At 62.7% G+C, this 19842-nt stretch carries 17 protein-coding genes; 6 read left to right on the top strand and 11 right to left on the bottom strand.

What is annotated here, in order from left to right; translation table 11 throughout:
* Nucleotides 1–111: 111 nt before the first annotated feature.
* The 3 genes from lpxO to fdx all read left to right on the top strand — a co-directional run bounded on the left by lpxO (nucleotide 112) and on the right by fdx (nucleotide 1886).
* The gene (gene lpxO / locus AC54AG_RS06195) at nucleotides 112–1011 is read left to right on the top strand and encodes a lipid A hydroxylase LpxO (RefSeq protein WP_034748499.1); all 900 of its coding nucleotides are present in this window, start codon (nucleotides 112–114) and stop codon (nucleotides 1009–1011) included.
* 82 nt (nucleotides 1012–1093) lie between these two features.
* Nucleotides 1094–1492, top strand: a complete 399-nt coding sequence (locus AC54AG_RS06190) for a DUF6331 family protein (protein WP_496629741.1) — start codon at nucleotides 1094–1096, stop codon at nucleotides 1490–1492.
* A 61-nt stretch (nucleotides 1493–1553) separates the two neighbouring features.
* Complete coding sequence (fdx, locus tag AC54AG_RS06185; protein ID WP_072453711.1) at nucleotides 1554–1886, top strand: ISC system 2Fe-2S type ferredoxin; 333 nt, start codon at nucleotides 1554–1556, stop codon at nucleotides 1884–1886.
* Between the two features lie 45 nt (nucleotides 1887–1931).
* Here the strand turns inward: fdx and AC54AG_RS06180 are convergent, their stop codons facing one another.
* A complete protein-coding gene (locus AC54AG_RS06180) occupies nucleotides 1932–3977 on the bottom strand; it encodes a M13 family metallopeptidase (RefSeq protein ID WP_496629740.1) in 2046 nt (681 codons plus the stop codon).
* 118 nt (nucleotides 3978–4095) lie between these two features.
* A complete protein-coding gene (locus tag AC54AG_RS06175) occupies nucleotides 4096–4881 on the bottom strand; it encodes a hypothetical protein (protein WP_496629739.1) in 786 nt (261 codons plus the stop codon).
* A 122-nt stretch (nucleotides 4882–5003) separates the two neighbouring features.
* Between AC54AG_RS06175 and AC54AG_RS06170 the strand changes: the two genes are divergently transcribed.
* Complete coding sequence (locus AC54AG_RS06170) at nucleotides 5004–5234, top strand: DUF7661 family protein (protein ID WP_034748505.1); 231 nt, start codon at nucleotides 5004–5006, stop codon at nucleotides 5232–5234.
* On the top strand, nucleotides 5231–5731 hold the full coding sequence (locus AC54AG_RS06165; RefSeq protein WP_070301809.1) for a hypothetical protein: 501 nt from the start codon (nucleotides 5231–5233) through the stop codon (nucleotides 5729–5731). The genes AC54AG_RS06170 and AC54AG_RS06165 overlap by 4 nt, the downstream gene beginning before the upstream one ends.
* Nucleotides 5732–5754: 23 nt before the next feature.
* Here the strand turns inward: AC54AG_RS06165 and AC54AG_RS06160 are convergent, their stop codons facing one another.
* The 6 genes from AC54AG_RS06160 to AC54AG_RS06135 all read right to left on the bottom strand — a co-directional run bounded on the left by AC54AG_RS06160 (nucleotide 5755) and on the right by AC54AG_RS06135 (nucleotide 12874).
* A complete protein-coding gene (locus tag AC54AG_RS06160; RefSeq protein ID WP_496629738.1) occupies nucleotides 5755–6324 on the bottom strand; it encodes a DUF1439 domain-containing protein in 570 nt (189 codons plus the stop codon).
* A 218-nt stretch (nucleotides 6325–6542) separates the two neighbouring features.
* Entirely contained in the window at nucleotides 6543–7484 is a 942-nt protein-coding gene (locus AC54AG_RS06155; RefSeq protein ID WP_496629737.1) for a hypothetical protein, read from the bottom strand.
* Between the two features lie 36 nt (nucleotides 7485–7520).
* Complete coding sequence (locus tag AC54AG_RS06150; protein ID WP_072453716.1) at nucleotides 7521–7964, bottom strand: hemerythrin domain-containing protein; 444 nt, start codon at nucleotides 7962–7964, stop codon at nucleotides 7521–7523.
* 90 nt (nucleotides 7965–8054) lie between these two features.
* A complete protein-coding gene (gene prsR, locus AC54AG_RS06145) occupies nucleotides 8055–9425 on the bottom strand; it encodes a PEP-CTERM-box response regulator transcription factor (protein ID WP_496629735.1) in 1371 nt (456 codons plus the stop codon).
* A 12-nt stretch (nucleotides 9426–9437) separates the two neighbouring features.
* Nucleotides 9438–11489 (bottom strand): XrtA/PEP-CTERM system histidine kinase PrsK, encoded by a 2052-nt coding sequence (gene prsK / locus AC54AG_RS06140; protein ID WP_496629734.1) that lies wholly within the window; start codon nucleotides 11487–11489, stop codon nucleotides 9438–9440.
* Complete coding sequence (locus AC54AG_RS06135; protein WP_496629733.1) at nucleotides 11486–12874, bottom strand: TIGR03013 family XrtA/PEP-CTERM system glycosyltransferase; 1389 nt, start codon at nucleotides 12872–12874, stop codon at nucleotides 11486–11488. The genes prsK and AC54AG_RS06135 overlap by 4 nt, the downstream gene beginning before the upstream one ends.
* A 205-nt stretch (nucleotides 12875–13079) precedes the next feature.
* Here AC54AG_RS06135 and nadB point away from each other — a divergent pair, with 205 nt between their 5' ends.
* Nucleotides 13080–14693: an L-aspartate oxidase gene (gene nadB, locus AC54AG_RS06130; RefSeq protein ID WP_219330298.1), complete on the top strand. Its 1614-nt coding sequence runs from the start codon at nucleotides 13080–13082 to the stop codon at nucleotides 14691–14693.
* A gap of 121 nt (nucleotides 14694–14814) precedes the next feature.
* On the opposite strand, the gene AC54AG_RS06125 is transcribed toward nadB, so the two are convergent.
* Genes AC54AG_RS06125 through AC54AG_RS06115 form a run of 3 tightly spaced genes read right to left on the bottom strand, consistent with a single transcriptional unit; the run spans nucleotide 14815 to nucleotide 19778 of the window.
* The gene (locus tag AC54AG_RS06125) at nucleotides 14815–16176 is read right to left on the bottom strand and encodes a toxin-antitoxin system YwqK family antitoxin (protein WP_496629732.1); all 1362 of its coding nucleotides are present in this window, start codon (nucleotides 16174–16176) and stop codon (nucleotides 14815–14817) included.
* Nucleotides 16161–17507 carry a toxin-antitoxin system YwqK family antitoxin gene (locus tag AC54AG_RS06120; protein WP_496629731.1) on the bottom strand — a complete coding sequence of 449 codons (1347 nt, stop codon included), beginning with the start codon at nucleotides 17505–17507 and terminating at the stop codon, nucleotides 16161–16163. The genes AC54AG_RS06125 and AC54AG_RS06120 overlap by 16 nt, the downstream gene beginning before the upstream one ends.
* 9 nt (nucleotides 17508–17516) lie before the next feature.
* Nucleotides 17517–19778 carry a hypothetical protein gene (locus AC54AG_RS06115; protein WP_496629730.1) on the bottom strand — a complete coding sequence of 754 codons (2262 nt, stop codon included), beginning with the start codon at nucleotides 19776–19778 and terminating at the stop codon, nucleotides 17517–17519.
* Nucleotides 19779–19842 lie beyond the last annotated feature (64 nt).

Here is a 19842-nt window from a genome sequence, read left to right as displayed (position 1 = left end):
TGTAGGACAGAGCGTCCACGCGTGCCGCTTCATCTTTCCTTCACCGTGGCCCGGGGTGGCCATGGCATTAACTGGTTATAATTGCCCCATTCTTAAAAAACGAGGTTGTGTATGAAGTGGGCCTTGCTGGGCATTTTTGTGTTTTCTGTTTTACATATTCATTTTCGGGGCAAGGTGCGCCTGCCGTTCCGCCGCCAGATCTTCGATCACTCCTCGTTCATGGCGCCGCTGAACCTGTTCATGCACACCTTTTCGAAAGTGCCGGCCACGCCGTATTTGGCCGTCGATCAATTCCCGGAACTGGCGCCGCTGCAGCAGAACTGGCAAATCATCCGCGATGAAGCGCTGCGCATGCAGGAAATGAAAAAGATCAAGGCCGCCGAAAAGAACAATGACGTCGGTTTCAATTCCTTCTTCAAATATGGCTGGAAGCGTTTCTACCTGAAATGGTATGACGCGAACCACCCGTCGGCGCAGCAGATGTGCCCGCAAACCTATGCCTTGCTGCAATCGATTCCGTCGATCAAGGCGGCCATGTTCGCGGAACTGCCGCAAGGCGGCAAGCTCAACCCGCACCGCGACCCGTTCGCGGGCTCCTTGCGTTACCACCTGGGCTTGCAGACGCCGAACGACGACCGCTGCTTCATCGACGTCGATGGCGAGCGCCACAGCTGGCGCGATGGCCAGGCCGTGATGTTCGATGAAACGTATATCCACTGGGCCCGCAACGATGCCGACAGCGACCGCATCATCCTGTTCTGCGACATCGAGCGCCCGATGCGCTACCGCTGGGCGCAAGGCTTGAACCGCTGGCTGGGCCGCACCCTGATGACGGCCGCCGCCTCGCCGAACGAACTGGGCGACCAGGTGGGCGGCGTGAGCAAGCTGTTCCAGATTTCCTGGACCATGGGCCAGTACCGCCGCCGCTTCAAGGCGTGGAACAAGACGGCGTACCAGATCACCCGCGTGGCGCTGGTCGTGGGCATCATCGCACTGATCTATTTTATCTAAGCGCTGCAGTACCGCGTTAGAAAACCGCCTTCGGGCGGTTTTTTTTATAATGCGATACCACTGCCCAGGAGAATGCTGAAACATGACGCAACGCGACCATCAATACGATATCCAGATCGGCGACGATGCATGGATCGAATTCATCGGTCTTGACGGCCGCTATGAGCAAGCCATCGACATCGATCCCTTGCTGGCGGAACTGTGGCCGCTGATCTGCCTGCTGGAAACCCATTGTGTCGCCGACTGCTGCGGCATGGATGCCTACGATTTCACACGCGAAGCCGTCAATACGGCGCTGCTGGAACTCGATCGGGCGCAACTGCATGCCGCCTGCGCGCAAGCCCACAGCGCCGTGGCAGCGGCCGCCAGCGATGTATTGCTGAGTAACACGATGAATCACTACGCCGATAAACGCGTGTTCCTGCAATTGCTCGAGCATCTGGACGCGTGCATCGTTGCGCAGGATGCCGCAGGGGCTTGACCTTGCCAAGGCGGGAAGGTCCACAGTGGCGGCATTGAAGGATAAACGAGGAGAATCCCGCATGCCAAAAATCACCGTCCTGCCCCATCCCGAGCTGGCCCCGGAAGGCGCCGTCTTCGACGCGCCGGAAAACATGAGCATTTGCGACGCATTGCAGCGCAATCAGATTGACATCGAACACGCCTGCGGCCAGGTCGGCGCCTGTTCCACCTGCCACGTGGTCGTGGTGCAGGGTTTCGACTCGCTCAACGAGCTGGGCGACAATGAAGAAGACATGCTGGACCAGGCCTGGGGCTTGCAGCCCCACTCGCGCCTGTCGTGCCAGGCGCGCCTGGCCCAGGAAGACCTGACGGTGGAACTGCCCAGGTACACGCTGAACCACGCCAAGGAATAGTCCCCGGCGCGGTTGCGCGACTGCCCTACGGGTTTACCACGTGATTTACCACATGATCACACGCTGCTCAGGCGGCAGATACATCGGGTCGCCCGGCTTGATGCCGAACGCTTCGTAGAAGCCGGGCTGGTTTTTGACCGTGCCCTTGGCGCGGAATTCGCCCGGCGAATGCGGGTCGCTCTTGATCTGGGCGATGGCCGCTTCGGGACGCAGTTTCGCGCGCCATTTCTGCGCAAAACCGATGTACAGGCGCTGTTCGCCCGTCAAGCCATCTAGCACGGGCGACGGCTTGCCACCGAGCGAGCGCTGGTAGGCCTTGTAGGCGATCGACAGGCCGGAATTGTCGCCGATGTTTTCGCCCAAGGTCAGCTCGCCATTGATGTGGTAGCCGGGCACGGGGCTGTAGGCACCGTATTGCTTGACGAGGCCGGCGGCCAGCGCCTTGAAGGCCGCCCGGTCTTGCGCCGTCCACCAGTTGCGCAGACGCCCCTTGGCATCGTATTGGCTGCCCGAATCGTCGAAGGCATGGCTGATTTCATGTCCGAAGGTGATGCCGAGCAAGCCGTAATTGACGGCGTCTTCCGCCTTCACGTTGAAGAATGGCGGCTGCAAAATGGCGGCGGGAATCGTGATGGCGTTCAGGGCCGGGCTGTAGCTGGCGTTGACGGTTTGCGGCGTCATCGACCATTCGTCGCGGTCGACCGGTTTGCCCAGCTTGGCCAGGTTTTGCTGGCGGCTCCACGCGCGTGCCGCGCGCACGTTGGCGATCAGGTCGTTCGGCTGCGTCTGCATGCTGCTGTAGTCGCGCCAGGTATCGGGGTAGGCGATCTTCGGCTTCAAGGCTGCCAGCTTGAGCTGGGCTTCCTTCTTGGTTTCCGGGCCCATCCAGTCAAGCTGCTCGATGCCATCCTTGAACGAGGCGACAAAATTGTCGAACATGGCCATCACGCGGGGCCGGGTTTCCGGCGGCAGATACATTTGCACGTAGCGCTTGCCGACGGCGTCGCTGATGGCGTTATCCGTGAAGCGCAGCGCCAGTTGCCACTGCGGTTCGCTTTGCGGCACGCCACGCAGCACCGTGCCGTCGAAGGCGAAGCGTTCCTTGACGGTTGCGCTGTCCAGGTAGGACGCATAGCTTTCGATGATGCGCCAGTTCAGATAGCTCTTCCACGATGCCAGCGGCACGGCGGCCGCGGTCTCGGAAAAGCCTGTCATGAAGCTGGGCTGGCGCACGACGGCCGAGGATGCCTTCGGCGCCAGGCCGGCGGCCGTAAAGTAGACGTTCCAGTCGAAGGCCGGCGCCAGTGCCGCGAATTTGTCGAAATCGACGCGGTTGTACGATTTCACGGGGTCGCGCATCTGCACGCGCGTCCACTGCACTGCCGCCAGGCGCGTCTCGATGTCGAGGATCTGCGCCGCGTGTTCGGCAGCGGCCTTGTCGCCGCTCATCGCCAGCATGGTCTCGATATGCTTGAGGTATTTGGCGCGCACGGCTTGCAGCTTGGCGTCGTCGTCCTTCAGGTAGTAATCGCGGTCGGGCAAGCCCAGGCCGGACTGGCTGATATTGACCGTGTACTGCTCGGGGTCTTGCGCATCGGGCGCCACATAGGCGGAAAACGGCGTCGCAACGCCATTACCTTGCAGATAGGCCAGCAGCGCCGGCAAGTCTTTCTTGTCCTTGACGGCAGCCACGCGGGCCAGTTCGGCATGCAGGGGCTTGAAGCCGGCCGCATTGCGCGCCTTCTCGTTCATGAAGCTCGTGTACAGGTCGGCGATCTTGTGCGCCTCGCTGCCGGGCTTGCCGGGATTTTTCACGGTGGCGTCGATCAGGCCGCGCAACTGGCCCTGGGCGATTTCGCGTAATTCGATATACGTGCCCCAGACGGATTTGTCGGCCGGGATTTCCGTATTGCGGGTCCAGACACCGTTGACATAGCCGTAGAAATCATCCCTGGGACTGACTGCCGGGTCCAGGGTTTTCAGGTCGATGCCGGAGACGGGTGCGGCGGGATTGGTGGCTTGGGCGTACAGCGAGGGCGAAGATAAGGCGAGCAAGGCGCAGCAAGCGGCGCTGATCAGTGAACGTTTCACGAAGATTCCTTTAATTGTTTTCACTTCATGTTGGGGAACATGCTTGTCCAGGCATGGGAGGCCGGATTATAGTCCGCCAGCCTGCCCCGCAACAATGACAGTTGAACAATTCCAGGTATCAGCGGATCAGGAGATCGAACAGGTCCACGGTCTTTTTACCCTGATTTTTCAGCAGGTCCGCAAGCGAGCCCGGCGTTGGCCCGCCATCGCCGGCCGCATGATTGAAATAATTAAAATCGAGCTTGATCTTGTCTTCCAGGTCGCTCGCATAATTGGCGGGATATTGCGACTGTTCCAGCTGGGGCAATGTATTGAAATGCCCCAGCACCGACTTGAAGAAATTGGTCATCTTGCCGGTGGTATTGTATTCCTGCATGGCTTGCGCCACGACTTGGGTGCGCCAGGCCTGTTCTTCATCGTATGCCTGCGTAAAGGCAGCACGCCGCTCGTTGATGGTAAAGGTCCCGCTGTCATCGTTCGAAATGGTGGACAATTGCTCGCGCAACAAGCCAGCAAAGGGATTGGGCCCCTTCCTGTCGACAAACGCGGTAGCGGCAGCGGCCGACTTTGCCGAGGCCGCGTCATTCGGTTCCGGCACCTGCCTGGCGGCGGCCGCCTTGTGTTCCGCGTCCAGCGGATAGAGAATCTCCGTCGTATTGTCCTTCACCCACACACCCAGCCCCGCATGATCGTAGCCCTGGACGGTGGCGCTGGTGGCTGTCGCGGCCTTCGACAGGCGCCCGGCCAGGGTGGAAATCACGACGTCGTCGGCCACGGCGCCAGCGCCAGCCGGTGCCCGGGTGGCCTGCGCCTGGTCCGACGATGTCTTGTCCGATGATGTCTTGTTGCCTTGCGCGACCGATAATGCCCCAGGCTGGATTCCCACCGTGCTGATATTCATCATCGCCCGCCCCAAGTTAAGTAAATGTTACTATAGCACAATAAATATCGGGTTATGTCACGGCGCTTTACGCAATGCTTCCTGTCGCGGCACATTCAAACCATTTGTTTTGTTGGCGCAGACTGATGCAGGAATTCAGATTCAATGTTTTCGGCACGCTGATTGGCATCCGGGGGATGCCGGGAGCATGGCGCGCATTCTATCTCGGCGCGGAAGGCAAGCGCCGGCCCGCCGATTTCATTATTCCCGACGATATTCAAGCCGATGCGCTGTGCGAATACCTGGCTGACCTGTTCCATGAAGAGGCGACGCCGCGCAATAACACAACGATACAGCTTAATGAAGGATCGCCGTGAATCGATGGACGCAATACCTGTTCGAGGAACATGACGAAAAAAAGCTGCGCAAGTGGTCGCGGCGCCTGAAGTTCTTCCGTTTTTTCAGGGCGCTTGGGGGACATGCCAATGACGGCGACTCACTGGATGTCGCCTTTGCCTACGTCGAACCCGCACAGCTCGACACATTCTTGGCGGGCCTGGGCATCAAGCTGGTGAAATTTGACGCACCGCCACCGCAGCCTTTACCTGGCGTCGCCTACCCCGGCGATGCATACTTGCAGTTTCCATCGCTGATTGATGGCACCTTGTGGCAACAGCCCGGGCGGTGTGACATCATGGGTATCGAGGTCTTCATCTGGTGCCATGCCGGGGTGCTGAAAATTTCTCTACATGATGGCTATGCGGTGTCAGAGCAGAATGTGCGCGACGCCGAGGCCATCGAAAAGCTGCTCGCCCGGGTGGTTCTTGAGCGGATAGAACCGCCTGCCGACAGCCTTCATTACATTTTCCCGTAACAGCATCCTGGTGCAATGCGCCCCTACTTCACCGGCTCGAACGTCACCGTCAATCCATTGCTGGTGGTCCTGAGCTGCGTCGGCACGAATTGCACGCCTGCATAGCGCAATTCTTCGGGTTTGAACGTGTAGATTGGGGTTTCATGCATGAGCTGGTCGGCCACTAGGCTGGCCACCTTGGCGAATTGGCGCTGCTGGGCTTCATCCATGCCGTCGATGGTCACCTTGTCCACGCTCGCCTCGCTCAGGTAGACGGCGTTGCGCTGGGCGTCCAGCACGAGGCGGCCCGACATGGCCAGGCTGCCGCGCCAGCTCTGGCGAATAAAAGGCGGCAAGACGCTGGCATCCACGCTGAGAGCCACTCTTTCGCGCTCGGGTTGCAAGGACAGTTGTGGGTGGGTCAGCTTAACGTCCAGCACGGACAGCACGCGCTTGTCGATGGGAAAGCGGCGCTCCAGGCCTTGCTGCATCTTGCTCAGCGACACATTCACGTCGCGCGGGCCGATCAGGGTGGAACACGCGGCCAGCACAGTACAGGCAAAGGCGGCGATCGTGGCGGTTTTCAGCAAGGGACGTATGGAGGTCACGTTCATGGATGGTCTCGGAGGAAAGATGGCGCCATCTTACACATGCGCCCGCTTTCACGCAAAAACCGGCGCCCACCTTTCAGCGGGCACCGGTTCTTGTGTTGGCCTTGTCAGCGGACGAACAGGGCGATCAGTATGACGATGGGCAATGGAATGCCCAGCAGCAGCAAGAGGATGGAACGCATGGAGGACTCCTTGATTTATATAGTTTATAGAGACAGGGTTCAGATGGTGACGTGGCGCAGCACGCGCTCATGGTCGCGCTGGCGGCCGCCAAACGTTGCCGCTAGGCTGGCCACGAAAGCGCCGAGCAGCAAGGCAACGAACATCCACAGTGCCGTGTGGGCACCGGCCTTGCGGGCCGTGTCGGCCGCCTGCTGGGCACGCGCCTTGGCATCGGCGGCGGCCTTGGCTGCGCGGCCGTAGACGGCGTCGACCCGCGCTTCCGCTTCGGCCTGCGTCAAGCCCGTGCGGCTGGCCACGACCTGGCCCAGGTAGGCGCGGTCATCGGCGGCCAGGCTGCCTGCGGACAGGCTTGTCGCGAAGATCCTGCCGGTTTCCATGCGCTGGTCGGCCGTGCTGGCATTGGCCGTAGGTACCGCCAGGGTGCCGGTGGTGGCAGCAGCGGTGGCAGGCACGGCAGGTGCGCGCAGCAGCATGTCCGAGAAATAATCGAGCGGATTGGCGCCGCCGCCCTCGCCCGCCTTCGCACCAGCCGCACCCGCACCCGCCGCCGCAGCTGGGGACACCGCCGCCGCCACGCCGCTGCCCGCATCGATGGCGCCGCTCAGTACGGCGCGCGTGCCGCCGGCCATCACGGCCACGGTGATCAGGGTGGCCACGGCCCAGGCCAGCAAGCCGTGCGCCGTATCGCGGAAGTGCACTTCATCCGTGTGGATGGCACTCCATTTCACGCGCAACCGGCCCGCCATGTAGCCGCCGATGCCGGAGGCGGCCAGTTGCATGAAGGCCAGCCAGGCGATGGTCGACACGCCGATGGCCGTCGCGTTGAACGACCATGGCGACACGGATGACAGACCCAGGCCCACGCCGAGGATCAGCAGGATGAAGGACAAGGCGGCCGCAGCGGCCGCGCCCGCCAGCACGGCGCCCCAGGAGACGCCCGGATTGTTCAGGTCCGACACGGACAATTGTGTAGCTTGCATGGAATACTCCCTTGGTTGTTGATTTTTTTAAGCCGTTCAGGCGGCCACGCCCGTCAGCTGTTCCTTGCGCGCGGCCATTTCCTGGCCCAGCGCGTCGAGGTCGACGGCCGTCTCGCGCACCTTCGGAAACATGTCGCCCTCCTCTTCCTTGACGTGGTGCTCGATCTGCTCGGACAGCACCTTGACCTTGGCGTCGTACAGGTCGTCGGCCGGGTCCATGGCGGAGATTTGCGCGATGAGCTCCTTGGCGCTCGCGTGCTCGACGAGGGCTTCATCCATCAGGTCGCCGTCGTGGATGGGGCGGCGCACGGCCGGGTAGAAGATTTCTTCTTCCAGCTGCGTGTGCACGGTGAGTTCCTGGCAGATCTGGTCGGCCAGCTTTTTCTTGGTGGCAAATGAGCGGTCGCTCAAGCCTTCATATTGGGCAAACAGGGCCTTCACGGCCTTATGGTCCTGCATCAATAGATTGATCGCGTTCATGGCGCCTCCTTGTTGTAGATGAGGCAAGGATGCGCCATGGCGGCGCCATCGTATGTGCGACGCCTTACACAATCTTGATTTTTAATACACTCAGCTATTCACCTGCGACTTGATGCCGTGATGACCCATCAGGTCGTACAGGGTGGGCCGGCTCACGCCCAGCAGTTCGGCCGCCTTGGCAATATTGCCGTCGGCCCGCGCCAGCGCGCGCACCATCACCTTGTATTCGGCCCCGTCGCGGGCCTGGCGCAGATTCAGCGGTTCATCCTGGGGCGCAGCCTGGGCGCTGGCGGGTAAGCCCAGGTCGTCGGCGGCGATCTGCGGCCCGTCGCTCATGATGACGGCCCGCTTGATGCAGTTTTCCACTTCGCGCACATTGCCGGGCCAGCCGTAGCTTTCGATCAGCTGCAGCGCGCCGGTGCTGAAATGCAGGTTGCTGCGGCCTTCGCTGGCGCAGAACTTGTTCTTGAAATGGTGGGCCAGCAAGGCCGCGTCGCCGGCCCGCTCGCGCAGCGGCGGAATGCGCAGCACGATTTCGCTGAGGCGGTAAAACAGGTCTTCGCGGAAACGTCCCTGCTCCGCCAGCACTTTCAGGTCCTGGTGCGTGGCGCAGACGATGCGCACATCGACGGCGATCTCGGCGCGCCCGCCGACGCGCTCGATGACCCGCTCCTGCAGGAAACGCAGCAGTTTCGCCTGCAGCCCCATCGGCATGTCGCCGATTTCATCGAGAAAGAAAGTGCCGCCGTGGGCCAGTTCGATCTTGCCCAGGGTTTGCCGGGCCGCGCCCGTAAACGCCCCCCGCTCATAGCCGAACAGCTCGCTCTCGAGCAGGTTTTCGGGGATGGCCGCGCAATTGATGGCAACAAAGCGTTGCGCATGGCGGCTCGACAGCGCGTGCAAGCCGCGCGCAATCAGTTCCTTGCCGCTGCCCGAGTCGCCGAGCAGCATCACGCTGGCCGACGAGGGCGCTACTTTTTCCACGCTGCGGCACAGCTTCAACATGCCCGGATCGCGGCTGACGATGCCGGCCAGCGGCGAGTCCGCCTGCGTCTGCAGCATGCGGCGGTTTTCCTGCTGCATCGCGTGCAGAAAGAACGCGCGGGCGATGACCAGGCCCAGCATGTCGGCCTCGAACGGTTTCTGGTGAAAATCGTAGGCGCCCAGGGCGATGGCTTTCAAGGCATGCGCGCGTTCCTGGTTGCCGGAGAGGATGATGACTTTCGTGTCCGGCGCCAGCGCGAGGATTTGCCGCAGGGTGGCCAGGCCTTCCGTGGCGCCGTCCGGGTCGGGCGGCAAGCCCAGGTCCATCGTCACCACGGCCGGCTGGTGGCGCCGCACGAGCGCCAGCGCCGCCTCGCGCTCGCCCGCCAGCAAGACGTCATAGCCGTCAAAACTCCAGTGCAGCTGCTTTTGCAGGCCGGGATCGTCTTCGATGACCAGCAGTTTTTGTTTGCCCATGGCACTCCTTTGCTATGCCGCGTGCAGCGGCAGGACCACGCGAAACGTCGTGCCCACCTGCGGCTCGCTGCGCACCTCCAGGCTGCCGCCCACTTCGCGCAGGTATTCGCGGCTTTCGAACACGCCGATACCCATGCCCGCCGTCTTGGTCGTGTCGAACGGTTTGAACAGGCGTTCGCGGATGAATTGCTCGCTCATGCCCTGCCCCGTATCGTCGAGCTCGACGACGGCCGTGTGCTGCTCGCGCCGCAGCCGCACGGCCACCTTGCCATCGCTGGCCGTCGCCTCGATGGCGTTCTGGATCAAGTGGCCCAGCACCCGCTCCAGGCGCGCGCGGTTGGCCAGCACCGTCAACTCGCCATCGACGATTTCCAGCCGGGGCGCCGGGGCCAGGCTTGCCTTGGCGGCCACGGCCTGGCGCAACAAGCCGTCGAGCAGCAGCGGCGCCGGCGCTTCCGGCGCTTCGCCGCGCGCCAGTTTCTGCAGCAAGGTCTTCATTTTCTGCACGGAATGGTCGAGGGTGCCCAGCATGTCTTCCTGGAAGGCGGGATTGGCGCGGTGCTTTTCCGCATTACTCAGTAGCAGCGACAGCTGGAACACGAGGTTTTTGAGGTCGTGCACGATGAAAGTGGACATGCGGTTGAACGAGTCGAACTGGCGCGCCACCGTCAGGGTGTCGAGCGATTCGCGGTGCGCCAGGTAGCTGGCGGCCTGGCTGCCGGCAATTTTCAGCACGTCGAGGATTTCCCAATTCAAGCTGATATGCGTGCGGGGCCGCGCCAGCGCGACAAAGGCGAACAGCTGGCCATGCAGCATCAATGGCACCAGCAGCCACACGCCGGGCAGCGCCAGCAGCGCCGGCGGCAACTGCAAGCCGCCGTACTGGCGCGGGTTTTGCTGGCAGTCGGGCACGTCGATTACCCATAACCTTGCCTCCAAAAACTGGCACAAGGGACCAGATGCCGGCTCGCTCCACCTGCTCGGCGGCCAGTTCCAGCTGGCGGCCGGGGCAAACTGCCCCTGTTCGCGCAAGATCCACAGCGCGCCGGCGCGGCTTTCCACCAGTTGCGCCATCGCTTGTATCGTGCGTTCGCCCAGGGCCGGACCATCTTCGGACAAGGCCCGCGTAAATCTCAGCCATTCCTCGCGGTAATCGAAGATGGCATTGTAGAAATGTTTATTGATATACACCTTGAGCTTGGCGCGCAGGCTGCCGGAAAACAGCACGCCCGCCAGCAGCAAGGCCGCGCCGCCCAGGTAAGCCATCTGCATCAGGGAACCCCAGGTGCCGCCGAAATAGCGCAAATAATAGGCACTGGCCGCCATGGCCAGCAAATAGATGGCCGAGCCCAGCAAGGCGGCCGAGCGGTACAGCATCTGGCGCGAGACGGACAAGCCCAGCGCCCAGCCCGGATTGCGCGCGGCCGAGACGGCCAGCAGCGGCGCGCACAGGGCGTCGACGATGCCGCGCGCGGCCCAGATGTCATCATTGACCGCGCGAAACAGCAAGGCGTCGCTGTACAGATAGAAATCATAGGCGAACAACCCGCCCACGCCCAGGCACGCAAACTTGATGCCCCAGCGTTTCAGGGGCGGCGTGTTGCGGTACCACTGTTCCACCAACAACATGCCCAGCACGGCCAGCAGCAAACGGCAGACACTGGCGATGAACCGCGCCGGCAAAGGCAGCGCCAGCCAGGATGAGGCCATGGAGAGCAGCCACGGTGCCAGCGCCGTGAGGACGATGCCGGCCAGCACGAGGCGCAAACGGGGCCGCGACGGTTCGATCAGCAGCAGCAGGAATACCAGCCAGGCCAGGGTGCGCAGCAATTCGAGCGCGTCGCCGGCCAGCGCGATGCGCTGCCCCAGCAGTACCAGCACCACCGTGCCCGTCGCCCAGCCGCCCGTCGCCAGGCACGCCACCAGCAAGGCGCGCACGTTTTGCCGCGCGCGCCAGTTGCTGATCAATAGCAGCGCCAGCACGAAGAAGGCCAGCGACGCCAGGCCATGGCTGAGAGCCGCCGCGTCGGGCGCCGCCAGCCAGTCCGACTGGTCCCGCATCATCGGCTGCCCTTGCCAAACAGCACCACCTGCACCGTGTCGAGCAGGATCAGCAGGTCGAGGAACAGGCTATTGTTTTTCACATAATACAAATCGTATTGCAGCTTCTTGACGGCATCTTCGACGGAAGCGCCATACTGGTAGCGCACCTGCGCCAGGCCCGTGATGCCCGGCTTGATGCTGTGACGAATGTTGTAGTACGGCACCTGCTCCTTCAGCTGCTCGACAAAATACGCGCGTTCGGGGCGTGGTCCCACAAAACTCATCTCGCCGCGAAACACATTGAGCATCTGCGGCAGCTCGTCGATGCGCAGCTTGCGGATCAGATTTCCCACGCGCGTGATGCGCGCATCGTTGGCCAAGGCCCAGATGGGCGTGCCGTCGCGCTCGGCGTCGCAGCGCATGCTGCGAAATTTCAGCACCTTGAATGGCTGGCCGTCGCGCCCCACCCGTTCTTGCTGATAGAACACGGGGCCACCGTCTTCCAGGCGGATGCACAGGGCGGTCACCAGCATCACGGGCAGCGACGCCAGGCAGATGACGCCGCTGGCCGCCAGGTCGAACAAACGCTTCGAGGTAGCGCGGAAAAAGCTCTGGTCGAAGCCGCCGCCATAGATCAGATAGCTCGGTTGCAATGAATCGATGCGAATCTGGCACGCTTCGCGCTCGAAAAACGTGGCCGCGTCGATCACCTTGACGCCGCCCAGCGCACATTCAAGTAGTTGTTTGGCAGGAAACGCGCCATTGCGCCGGTCGCTGACGGACACGACGATTTCATGCGCGGCATGGCGCTGGGCCGTGGCCAGCAGGGACGGTCCGTTCGGCAGCAAGGCCGAGGCCGGCACGCAGCATTGCTCGCCTGCCACATCGATGCAGCCGACGACCGTAAACTGGTGAAAACCGATCTTGCTGGCCGCCAAGTCCATGCACTCGCGCGCCAGCGCCCCGCCACCCACCAGGATCAGCCGGCCTTTCATCAGCGCCGATTGCGAGGATTTGAATACCAGCAGGCGCGCCAGCAGCACGCCGATGGCACCCAAGCCGAAGATCAGCACGCTGCCGCGTCCGAAATGCAGGGCTGGAATAAAGCGTATCAACACGCTGAGCACGGCAAAACCGAGCGCGAACGAGGGCAGGATGCGTAATAACGTGTTGCGGATGTCTTCGCGCGAGCGGTGCTGGTACATGCCCAGCGCGCTCATGCTCAAGACAATGACCAGCGCAAAGATCGAGGACGACAGGTAGACCTCGCTCGCCCGCACCAAGTGGCTGCCATCCGCCAGCCACAGCAAGGACGTCAGGGTGGCCGACAGCAGCAGGATCAGGATTTCCAGCAACAGCAGGATAAACGCTGTTTTCGACACATAATGGCTGAAGATGCGGATCATGGTTCCCCCTGCGGCAAAAAGCATCAGGCCGCGCGCAAGGCGGCCCGCTGCTGGTCTTGCCATCATGGCGAACTGTTCCAAGAAGACATTGATGCGCCACAAGCTACAGCCCCGGCTATCTTTCGCTTGCAGAATTTATCTCAATACATTACCGAATGAGGGGAAATGGCATATAGTATGCTTCCCCTAAAAAAAGATAAATGTCATGAAATTTGATGTAGCGATTGTCGGCAGTGGCCTGGCGGGTTTATCGGTTGCACTGCATTTAGCTGAGACGCGCACCGTCGCGATCATTTCCAAACGCGCGCTGCTCGATGGCGCCAGCAACTGGGCGCAAGGCGGGATCGCGGCCGTGCTGGACTCGGGCGACAGCCACGAGCAGCACATCGAAGACACCCTAATCGCCGGCGGCGGCCTGTGCGACGAGAGCGCCACGCGCTACATCGTCGAGCACGGCCGTGAAGCCATCGAATGGCTGATCGAGCAAGGCGTGCCGTTTACGCGCGACGCCACGGCCGAACTGGGTTTCCACCTGACCCGCGAAGGCGGACACAGCCAACGCCGCATCATCCACGCGGCCGACGCCACCGGCCACGCCGTGCAAGTGACCCTGGAAGAAAAGGTCCGCGCCCACCCGAACATCAGCCTGTTCGAACACCATTGCGCCATCGACCTGATCACCTCCGACAAGCTGGGCATGAAGCCGACCCAGCGCAACGCGCAACCGCATTGCCACGGCCTGTACGTACAGGATGAGCAAACCGGTAAAGTACTGACGTTTGCCGCCGAGCACACCGTGCTGGCCACGGGCGGCGCCGGCAAAGTCTACTTATATACAACGAATCCTGACACGGCCAGCGGCGACGGCATCGCCATGGCCTGGCGCGCCGGCTGCCGCGTGTCGAACATGGAATTCATCCAGTTCCACCCGACTTGCTTGTACCACCCGTATGCCAAATCGTTCCTGATCACCGAAGCCATCCGTGGCGAAGGCGGCTTGCTGAAACTGCCGCCTGAAGCGGGTGCGGCCGCTGGCACGCGCTTCATGCTGGCCCACGACGAGCGGGCCGAACTGGCGCCGCGCGACGTGGTGGCGCGCGCCATCGACTTCGAGATCAAGAAACGCGGCCTCGATTACGTGCACCTGGACATCAGCCACAAGCCGGCCGAATTCCTCATTGAACACTTCCCGACCATCTACGCGCGCTGTCTGGAACTGGGCATCGACATCACCAAGCAGCCTATCCCCATCGTACCGGCCGCCCACTACACATGCGGCGGCGTCGTGACGGACCTGGCAGGGCGCGCCGACTTGCCGGGCCTGTACGCGGTCGGCGAGACGGCATGCACGGGCCTGCATGGCGCAAACCGCCTGGCGTCGAACTCTTTGCTGGAATGCATCGTCATCGGCCGCGCTTGCGCACAAGACATCGAAAGCAAGGAAAAGCTGGGCACGCCGTATCTGCCCGACTGGGATGAAAGCCGGGTCACGGATGCGGACGAGGAAGTGGTGATTTCCCACAACTGGGACGAGCTGCGCCGCTTCATGTGGAATTACGTGGGCATCGTGCGCACGACGAAACGCCTGGAACGGGCCCAGCATCGCATCGCGCTCTTGAAGGAAGAGATCGACGAGTACTACCGCAACTTCCGCATCACGCACGATTTGCTGGAATTGCGCAACCTCGTCGACGTGGCCTCGATGATCGTCAACAGCGCCCTGTCCCGCCGAGAAAGCCGCGGCCTGCACTTCAGCCGCGATTATCCTGAGACCTTGCCGAAGGCGATCGCCAGCGTGCTGACGCCGCCGCACCGGTAATGTTACGCCTCAGTCCTAGACTATTTGTAAGCCGATAGCATCACCGAACCCTCAGGCAAAGAGCCGGGGTCAGACCCGACGGGTCTGACCCCAGTCCTTGTCTTGGGTTAATTGACGTGCCTCACTGCTCCGGCATCTCAAATTCAATTCCATCCTCCGTGTACGACATCTTCGCGGACGCCCCCGTGCACTCCCCCTGCGGCTCATCCGCCACATAACGGCACTCGCTTTCCACACTACCGTCAGCACGCCAGTGCCGCGTCCAGCCCTGGCGCTCGCCATCGATATACTCGATCAGCTGCCGCGGCTTGCCATCGGCATACCAGGAACGCAATGCGCCCTCCTCGCGCCCGCCTGCATTCCACTGCTTGTCCACCATCAATACGCCAGCCCGGCTGAAACGCTGTTCGCTGCGCAATACGAAGTGGCCGCTGTGCGTGCGCTTGCTGGCGACTTTGCCGTCCGGGTAATATTCGACGCTGTCGCCGGCCGGCTTGTCGTCCACGTATTGCGTTGTACGCTGCACCTTTCCATCCGGGAAGTAGCCGGTGCTCGGTCCTGACTGGATGCCGTTCTCGTACCGGCTGCGGCTTTCCACCGTGCCATCCGGATAGAACAGCAGCAGCTCGCCCTCCGTCTGGCCCTTGACCTGGGTCATGCGCGTGCGCAGCTTGCCGTCTTTATCAAAAGACCCCACCACGCCATCGGCGCGGGCGCCGTTCACGTACTGGCTGGCCTCGTTCAGCTTACCCGTATCGTGGTAGGTCCGCTGTTCGCCTTCCTGCACGCCATTGCGCCACGTGTTGCGCATGGAAATCTGGCCGTCAGGACGATACAGGGTCTGCACACCTTCCTGCACGCCGCGGCCATCCTGCTCCACCTGCATTTCCAACTGGCCATGCGGGTAGTACATGCTGTAGTTGCCCACCAGCTTGCCGCGCAGGTAATCGGGATCGTTGACCTGGCCAATCAGCCGCTTCGGCTCGCCTTCGCGCACGTGATAGATCTCGACTTGCCAGGTGGCGCGCGTCTTGCCTGGCGGCAGCGGCACGACCAGCGCATAGCGCGCATGTTCCTTGACTTCGCCGCGCGTCAGATTGTGATTCAGGTACAGGCGCGCCTTGCCATCGGCACAGGCTTGCGGCTCGCAGCCGCCCAGCTTGCCGACATCGGGCATGCCAAGCGCCCCCACATTACCTGGCGCAGGGCAGAATTTGATACGCATCAACAAGGGCGTTTTGTCACGTATCAGCTTGGCCAATTGCTGCTTCATGGCGGCGTATTGCTGCGCGTCCAGGCCCACGGACACGGCATCCATCAGCACCTGCCTGCCGCCGCAGCCGCTGTCGCTGGCCAGGGTCAGCACATCGCCGTCGGGCGTCGCCTTGATCGCGCTGACTACTTGCCGCTGTTCGATCTCGGCGTGGGCCAGCACCGGCCACAGCAGCGTCGCCAGCAGCACATGCTTCACAAGGCGCGCCATGCCTGCTCCTTGCGCTGCAGTTCCGGCGCTGGCGGCGCTTCGCCGCAGCCGCCCTGGGCCTTGCCGGCCACGTACTGGCATTCGCCCTTCAAACTGCCATCCTCGTGCCAGCTGCGGCTCCAGCCGTCGCGCCGGTCGTTCACGTAGTCGATGGCTTGTTCCGGCTTGCCGTTCTCGTACCACGAGCGCGACGTGCCCTGTTCGCGCAGTTGTGCATCCCATTTCCGTTCCAGCACCAGCACGCCCTGAGGGCTGTAGCGCTGGATACTGAGCAGCCCGCCCTTGTCTCCATATTGCTGGCGGCTTTTCACCTTGCCGTCCGCATAAAATTCCATTGCCTCGCCCGTGGGCAAGTCGTTAACCTGCGTCATCCTGGCTTGCACGGCGCCATTTGGGTAGTAATTCGTGCTCACGCCATTGAACTTGCCGTGTTGCATTTCCGCGCGGCTGGAGATTTTTCCATCAGAAAAGTATGTGAGCATCTCGCCTTCCATCTTGCCGCCGCGCAAAGTGTAGCTGCTACTCAGCTTGCCATTTTCATCAAACGTCTGCACTGGCCCGTCGAGCTGCTTGCCATCGCGGTAGATGCTCGTTTCACTCAACTTGCCGGTCGCGTGATAGCGCTGATGCTCGCCTTCTGGCAAGCCATGGCGCCAGTCACCGCGCAGCTCCAGCGTGCCATCGGGAAAATACTTGCTGCCGATGCCATGCTGACGGCCTTGCCCATCCTGCGCCACCTGTTTCTCGATCTTGCCATTCGGGTAATACGTGACATAGCCGCCCACCAGCTCGCCCTGCGCATAGTCTGCGCGGTTGACCTGGCCGGACAGGCGCAGCTTGTGACCGGCCACGCTATAAATCTCCACCTTCCACGTGCCAGGCTGCTTGCCTTTTGGCAAGGGCAAGATCAGCACATTCGGCGCCTTTTCCTGCTCGATGGGGTAGAAACGCTCGTGCAGGTACAGCCGCGCCCGGCCATCGGCACAAGTGCCGGGCGTGCAGTCGGCGATCTGGCGCACGATGGGCACGCTCGTATCGTCCGGGCATTTTTTCAGGGTAACGAGCATGGGCGTCTTGCTGCGGATCTGCTTGGCCAGCCCGGCTTTCAGCGCCTCGTACGGCGCCTCGTCCAGGTTCACCGAGCGCGCATCCATGCGTATCTGCTTGCCGCCGCAGGCCGTCGTGCCCGCTATAGTGAACACATCGCCGCCTTCGCTATCTGGTTCGGCCGCCATGGCCGTCACTACCAGGCGCTGCACGATGTCCGCCTGCGCCATGCCTGAGGCCAGCAAGGATGCGCCCAGCACGGCGCATATCGTCTTCATTTTCATGCTATTCCTTTAATTATCCGCCGTGACGGCCACACCGCCCGGCTCGAAGCTGACCCGGCCATCGCGGTAGCGCACGAGCACCACCACCTTGGCATCCTGCAATTGACCGTGCTGCACGGCCGGCAAATAGGTCCAGCGCTTGACGCTGTCGAGCAGCACCTTGTTGAGCATCGGCTCCATCGGCAACTCGGCCGCCGCATAGCTCAGGGTGCCGTCGGCCGCAATGGTCAGGGTCAGGCGGTTTTCACCTGTTGCGTGCTTTTCGTCCAGCACGCCATAGGCAACCGTCGTCATCGTCTCGCGCTGCACGCCGCCGACTTGGTCGCGCAAGGGCGGCATGGCCTTGAGTTTGGCTGCCAGCAGCGCGCCCTCGGCCAGCACCTTGTCCCAGCGTTTCTGGTAAGCACCCGGCTGGGCCAGGCGCAGCACCTTGGCGTTCAGATCCATGCGCTGCGTCATGCGCGCCACGCCATTGTCGGCCGGCTGGCCCGGCTCGGTTGGCAAGGCATGCTCCACGGCGTAGCGATAAGCCGTCAGCTGCGCCAGCGCCACCAGGTTCACGGCATCGCGCTCGTCGCCGCCGCGCAGCTGCGCCGCGGCCGCGATGCCCAGCCAGGCCGTGCCATCGGTCGGGCGCGCCCACACGGCTTGCTCGAAGTACTGGCGCGCCGCCTGCGGTTCGTTCAGGCTCAGATGCATGCGGCCCATGGCCGCCGCCACCAGATGGTCGCGCGGGTTCGCTTGCAGCAGGTCAAGATAGGTCGCGACCAGCGCCGGCTCATAGCCGGGCGCCCAGCCCAGGCCCTCCAGCAACGAGGCGCGCAGCTGCGCCTGCGTGCGGTCGACGCCGTAGCCGGACGGCTTTTCCTGGCCGGAGCGGTACAACAGCTGCAAGCCGCGCGTAACGGCGTCATCGTCGCCCTTGCTGATCGCTTGCGACAGGCTGCGCACGGCCTTGCGCGCATCGGACGGCTGGAAGCCGGTCGCCTTGCGCGAACGCCAGCGAAATACTTCCAGGCCAGCCGCCTGGTCCGCTTGCGCCTGCAGGCTGGCCTTGGCCTTGGCTTCATCGGGCGACGAGGTCCAGGCCGTAAAGCCGATCAGGAACAGCACAATCAGCAGCACCACCACGGCCCAGCCCTTGCCCGTGATGCCGCCGCCAGTGTTGCCTGCCACTGGAATGGCGGCGGGCGCCTGCCCCGGCGCCGTGCGCCGCGTACTGCGCTGCGGCGGCAACGATTGCTGTTGCAACTGCATCTGCTGCGCCTGCACCGAGGCTTGCGCAGCCGCGACAATGACCTTGTCGCGCGCACAGGCCGCGCAGCCGAGGCCCGCGAAATGCTGGTGCTCGGGATTCGCGGTACACACGACGAGCTTGCCGTCGCTGCGCTGCGCATAGCCGCGCAGCAACTGCGCCCAGTCGGCCGCCGAGGGCCGCTGCGGTTTGGGGGACTGGGAAAAAGCGCGGTCGAACATGGCGCGCAGCTCGGGTGGCATCAAGGCATGGCCGCTGGTCGCGTTCGGCGCCAGCTGCTTGTGGCGTTTGACGCCGTACGCATAGCAGGCGTCGCGGATGCGGCCGGGAATGTCGGTCGCCACTTGCGCATTGCCGGGCCGCCCGCTGTACGGGTGAATGCCAAAGTTGAGCAACTGGAAGATGACGACGGCCAGCGCAAAGCGGTCTTGCGCCATTTCCGTGCCCGCCGGCATGCCCTTGCGCTGGAATTCCGGCGCCAGGTAGTCGGCCGTGAATTGCTCCGCAGGAAAACGCTCGGCATGGCCCTGGATGCTGAAACCATCGCAATCGAGCATGGCGATGTACAGCGAATCGCGGTAGAAGCGCAAGTTCACGGGTTTCAGATCGACCACGTAATGCTGCTGCTGGTGCAGCGCATCGATGACGGCGGCCAGGTTGGCGGCCAGGGTCAACTTGGGCCCGAGACCCGTGGGCAAGCCGGCCGCGCGCGCTTGCCGCTCCTGCATGATCTGTTCCAGCTCGGCCGTCTGCGCCATGTCCAGCAAGGGCATGACGAAACCGGCAAAACCGCCCTGGCCGTCGAACACGGCCGCTTGCGGCCAGGCGATCTGCACGTAGCGCTTGCCGTTTTCCAACTGATCGGGCAGTTTGGGCGTCAGTTCCAGCATCGCTTCAAGCTTGCGCCGGTTGGCGGCCCGGTCCAGGTGCGGGTGGTACAGCTTGGCCACCTGCGTGGGCGCGCCCGGCAGCAGATACACGCTGCCCGCGCCGCCGCTCTTGATAAGTTTGCCCAAGACAAGGCTACGGACTTTGTCGAGCCAGATTTTTCCACCCGGACTCAGGCCCGGTGTCACGCCC

Source organism: Janthinobacterium sp. BCJ23, assembly GCF_059617945.1.
The sequence above is the reverse complement of the archived record's forward strand: the minus strand, read 5'-3'. Positions and strand labels throughout refer to the sequence as shown.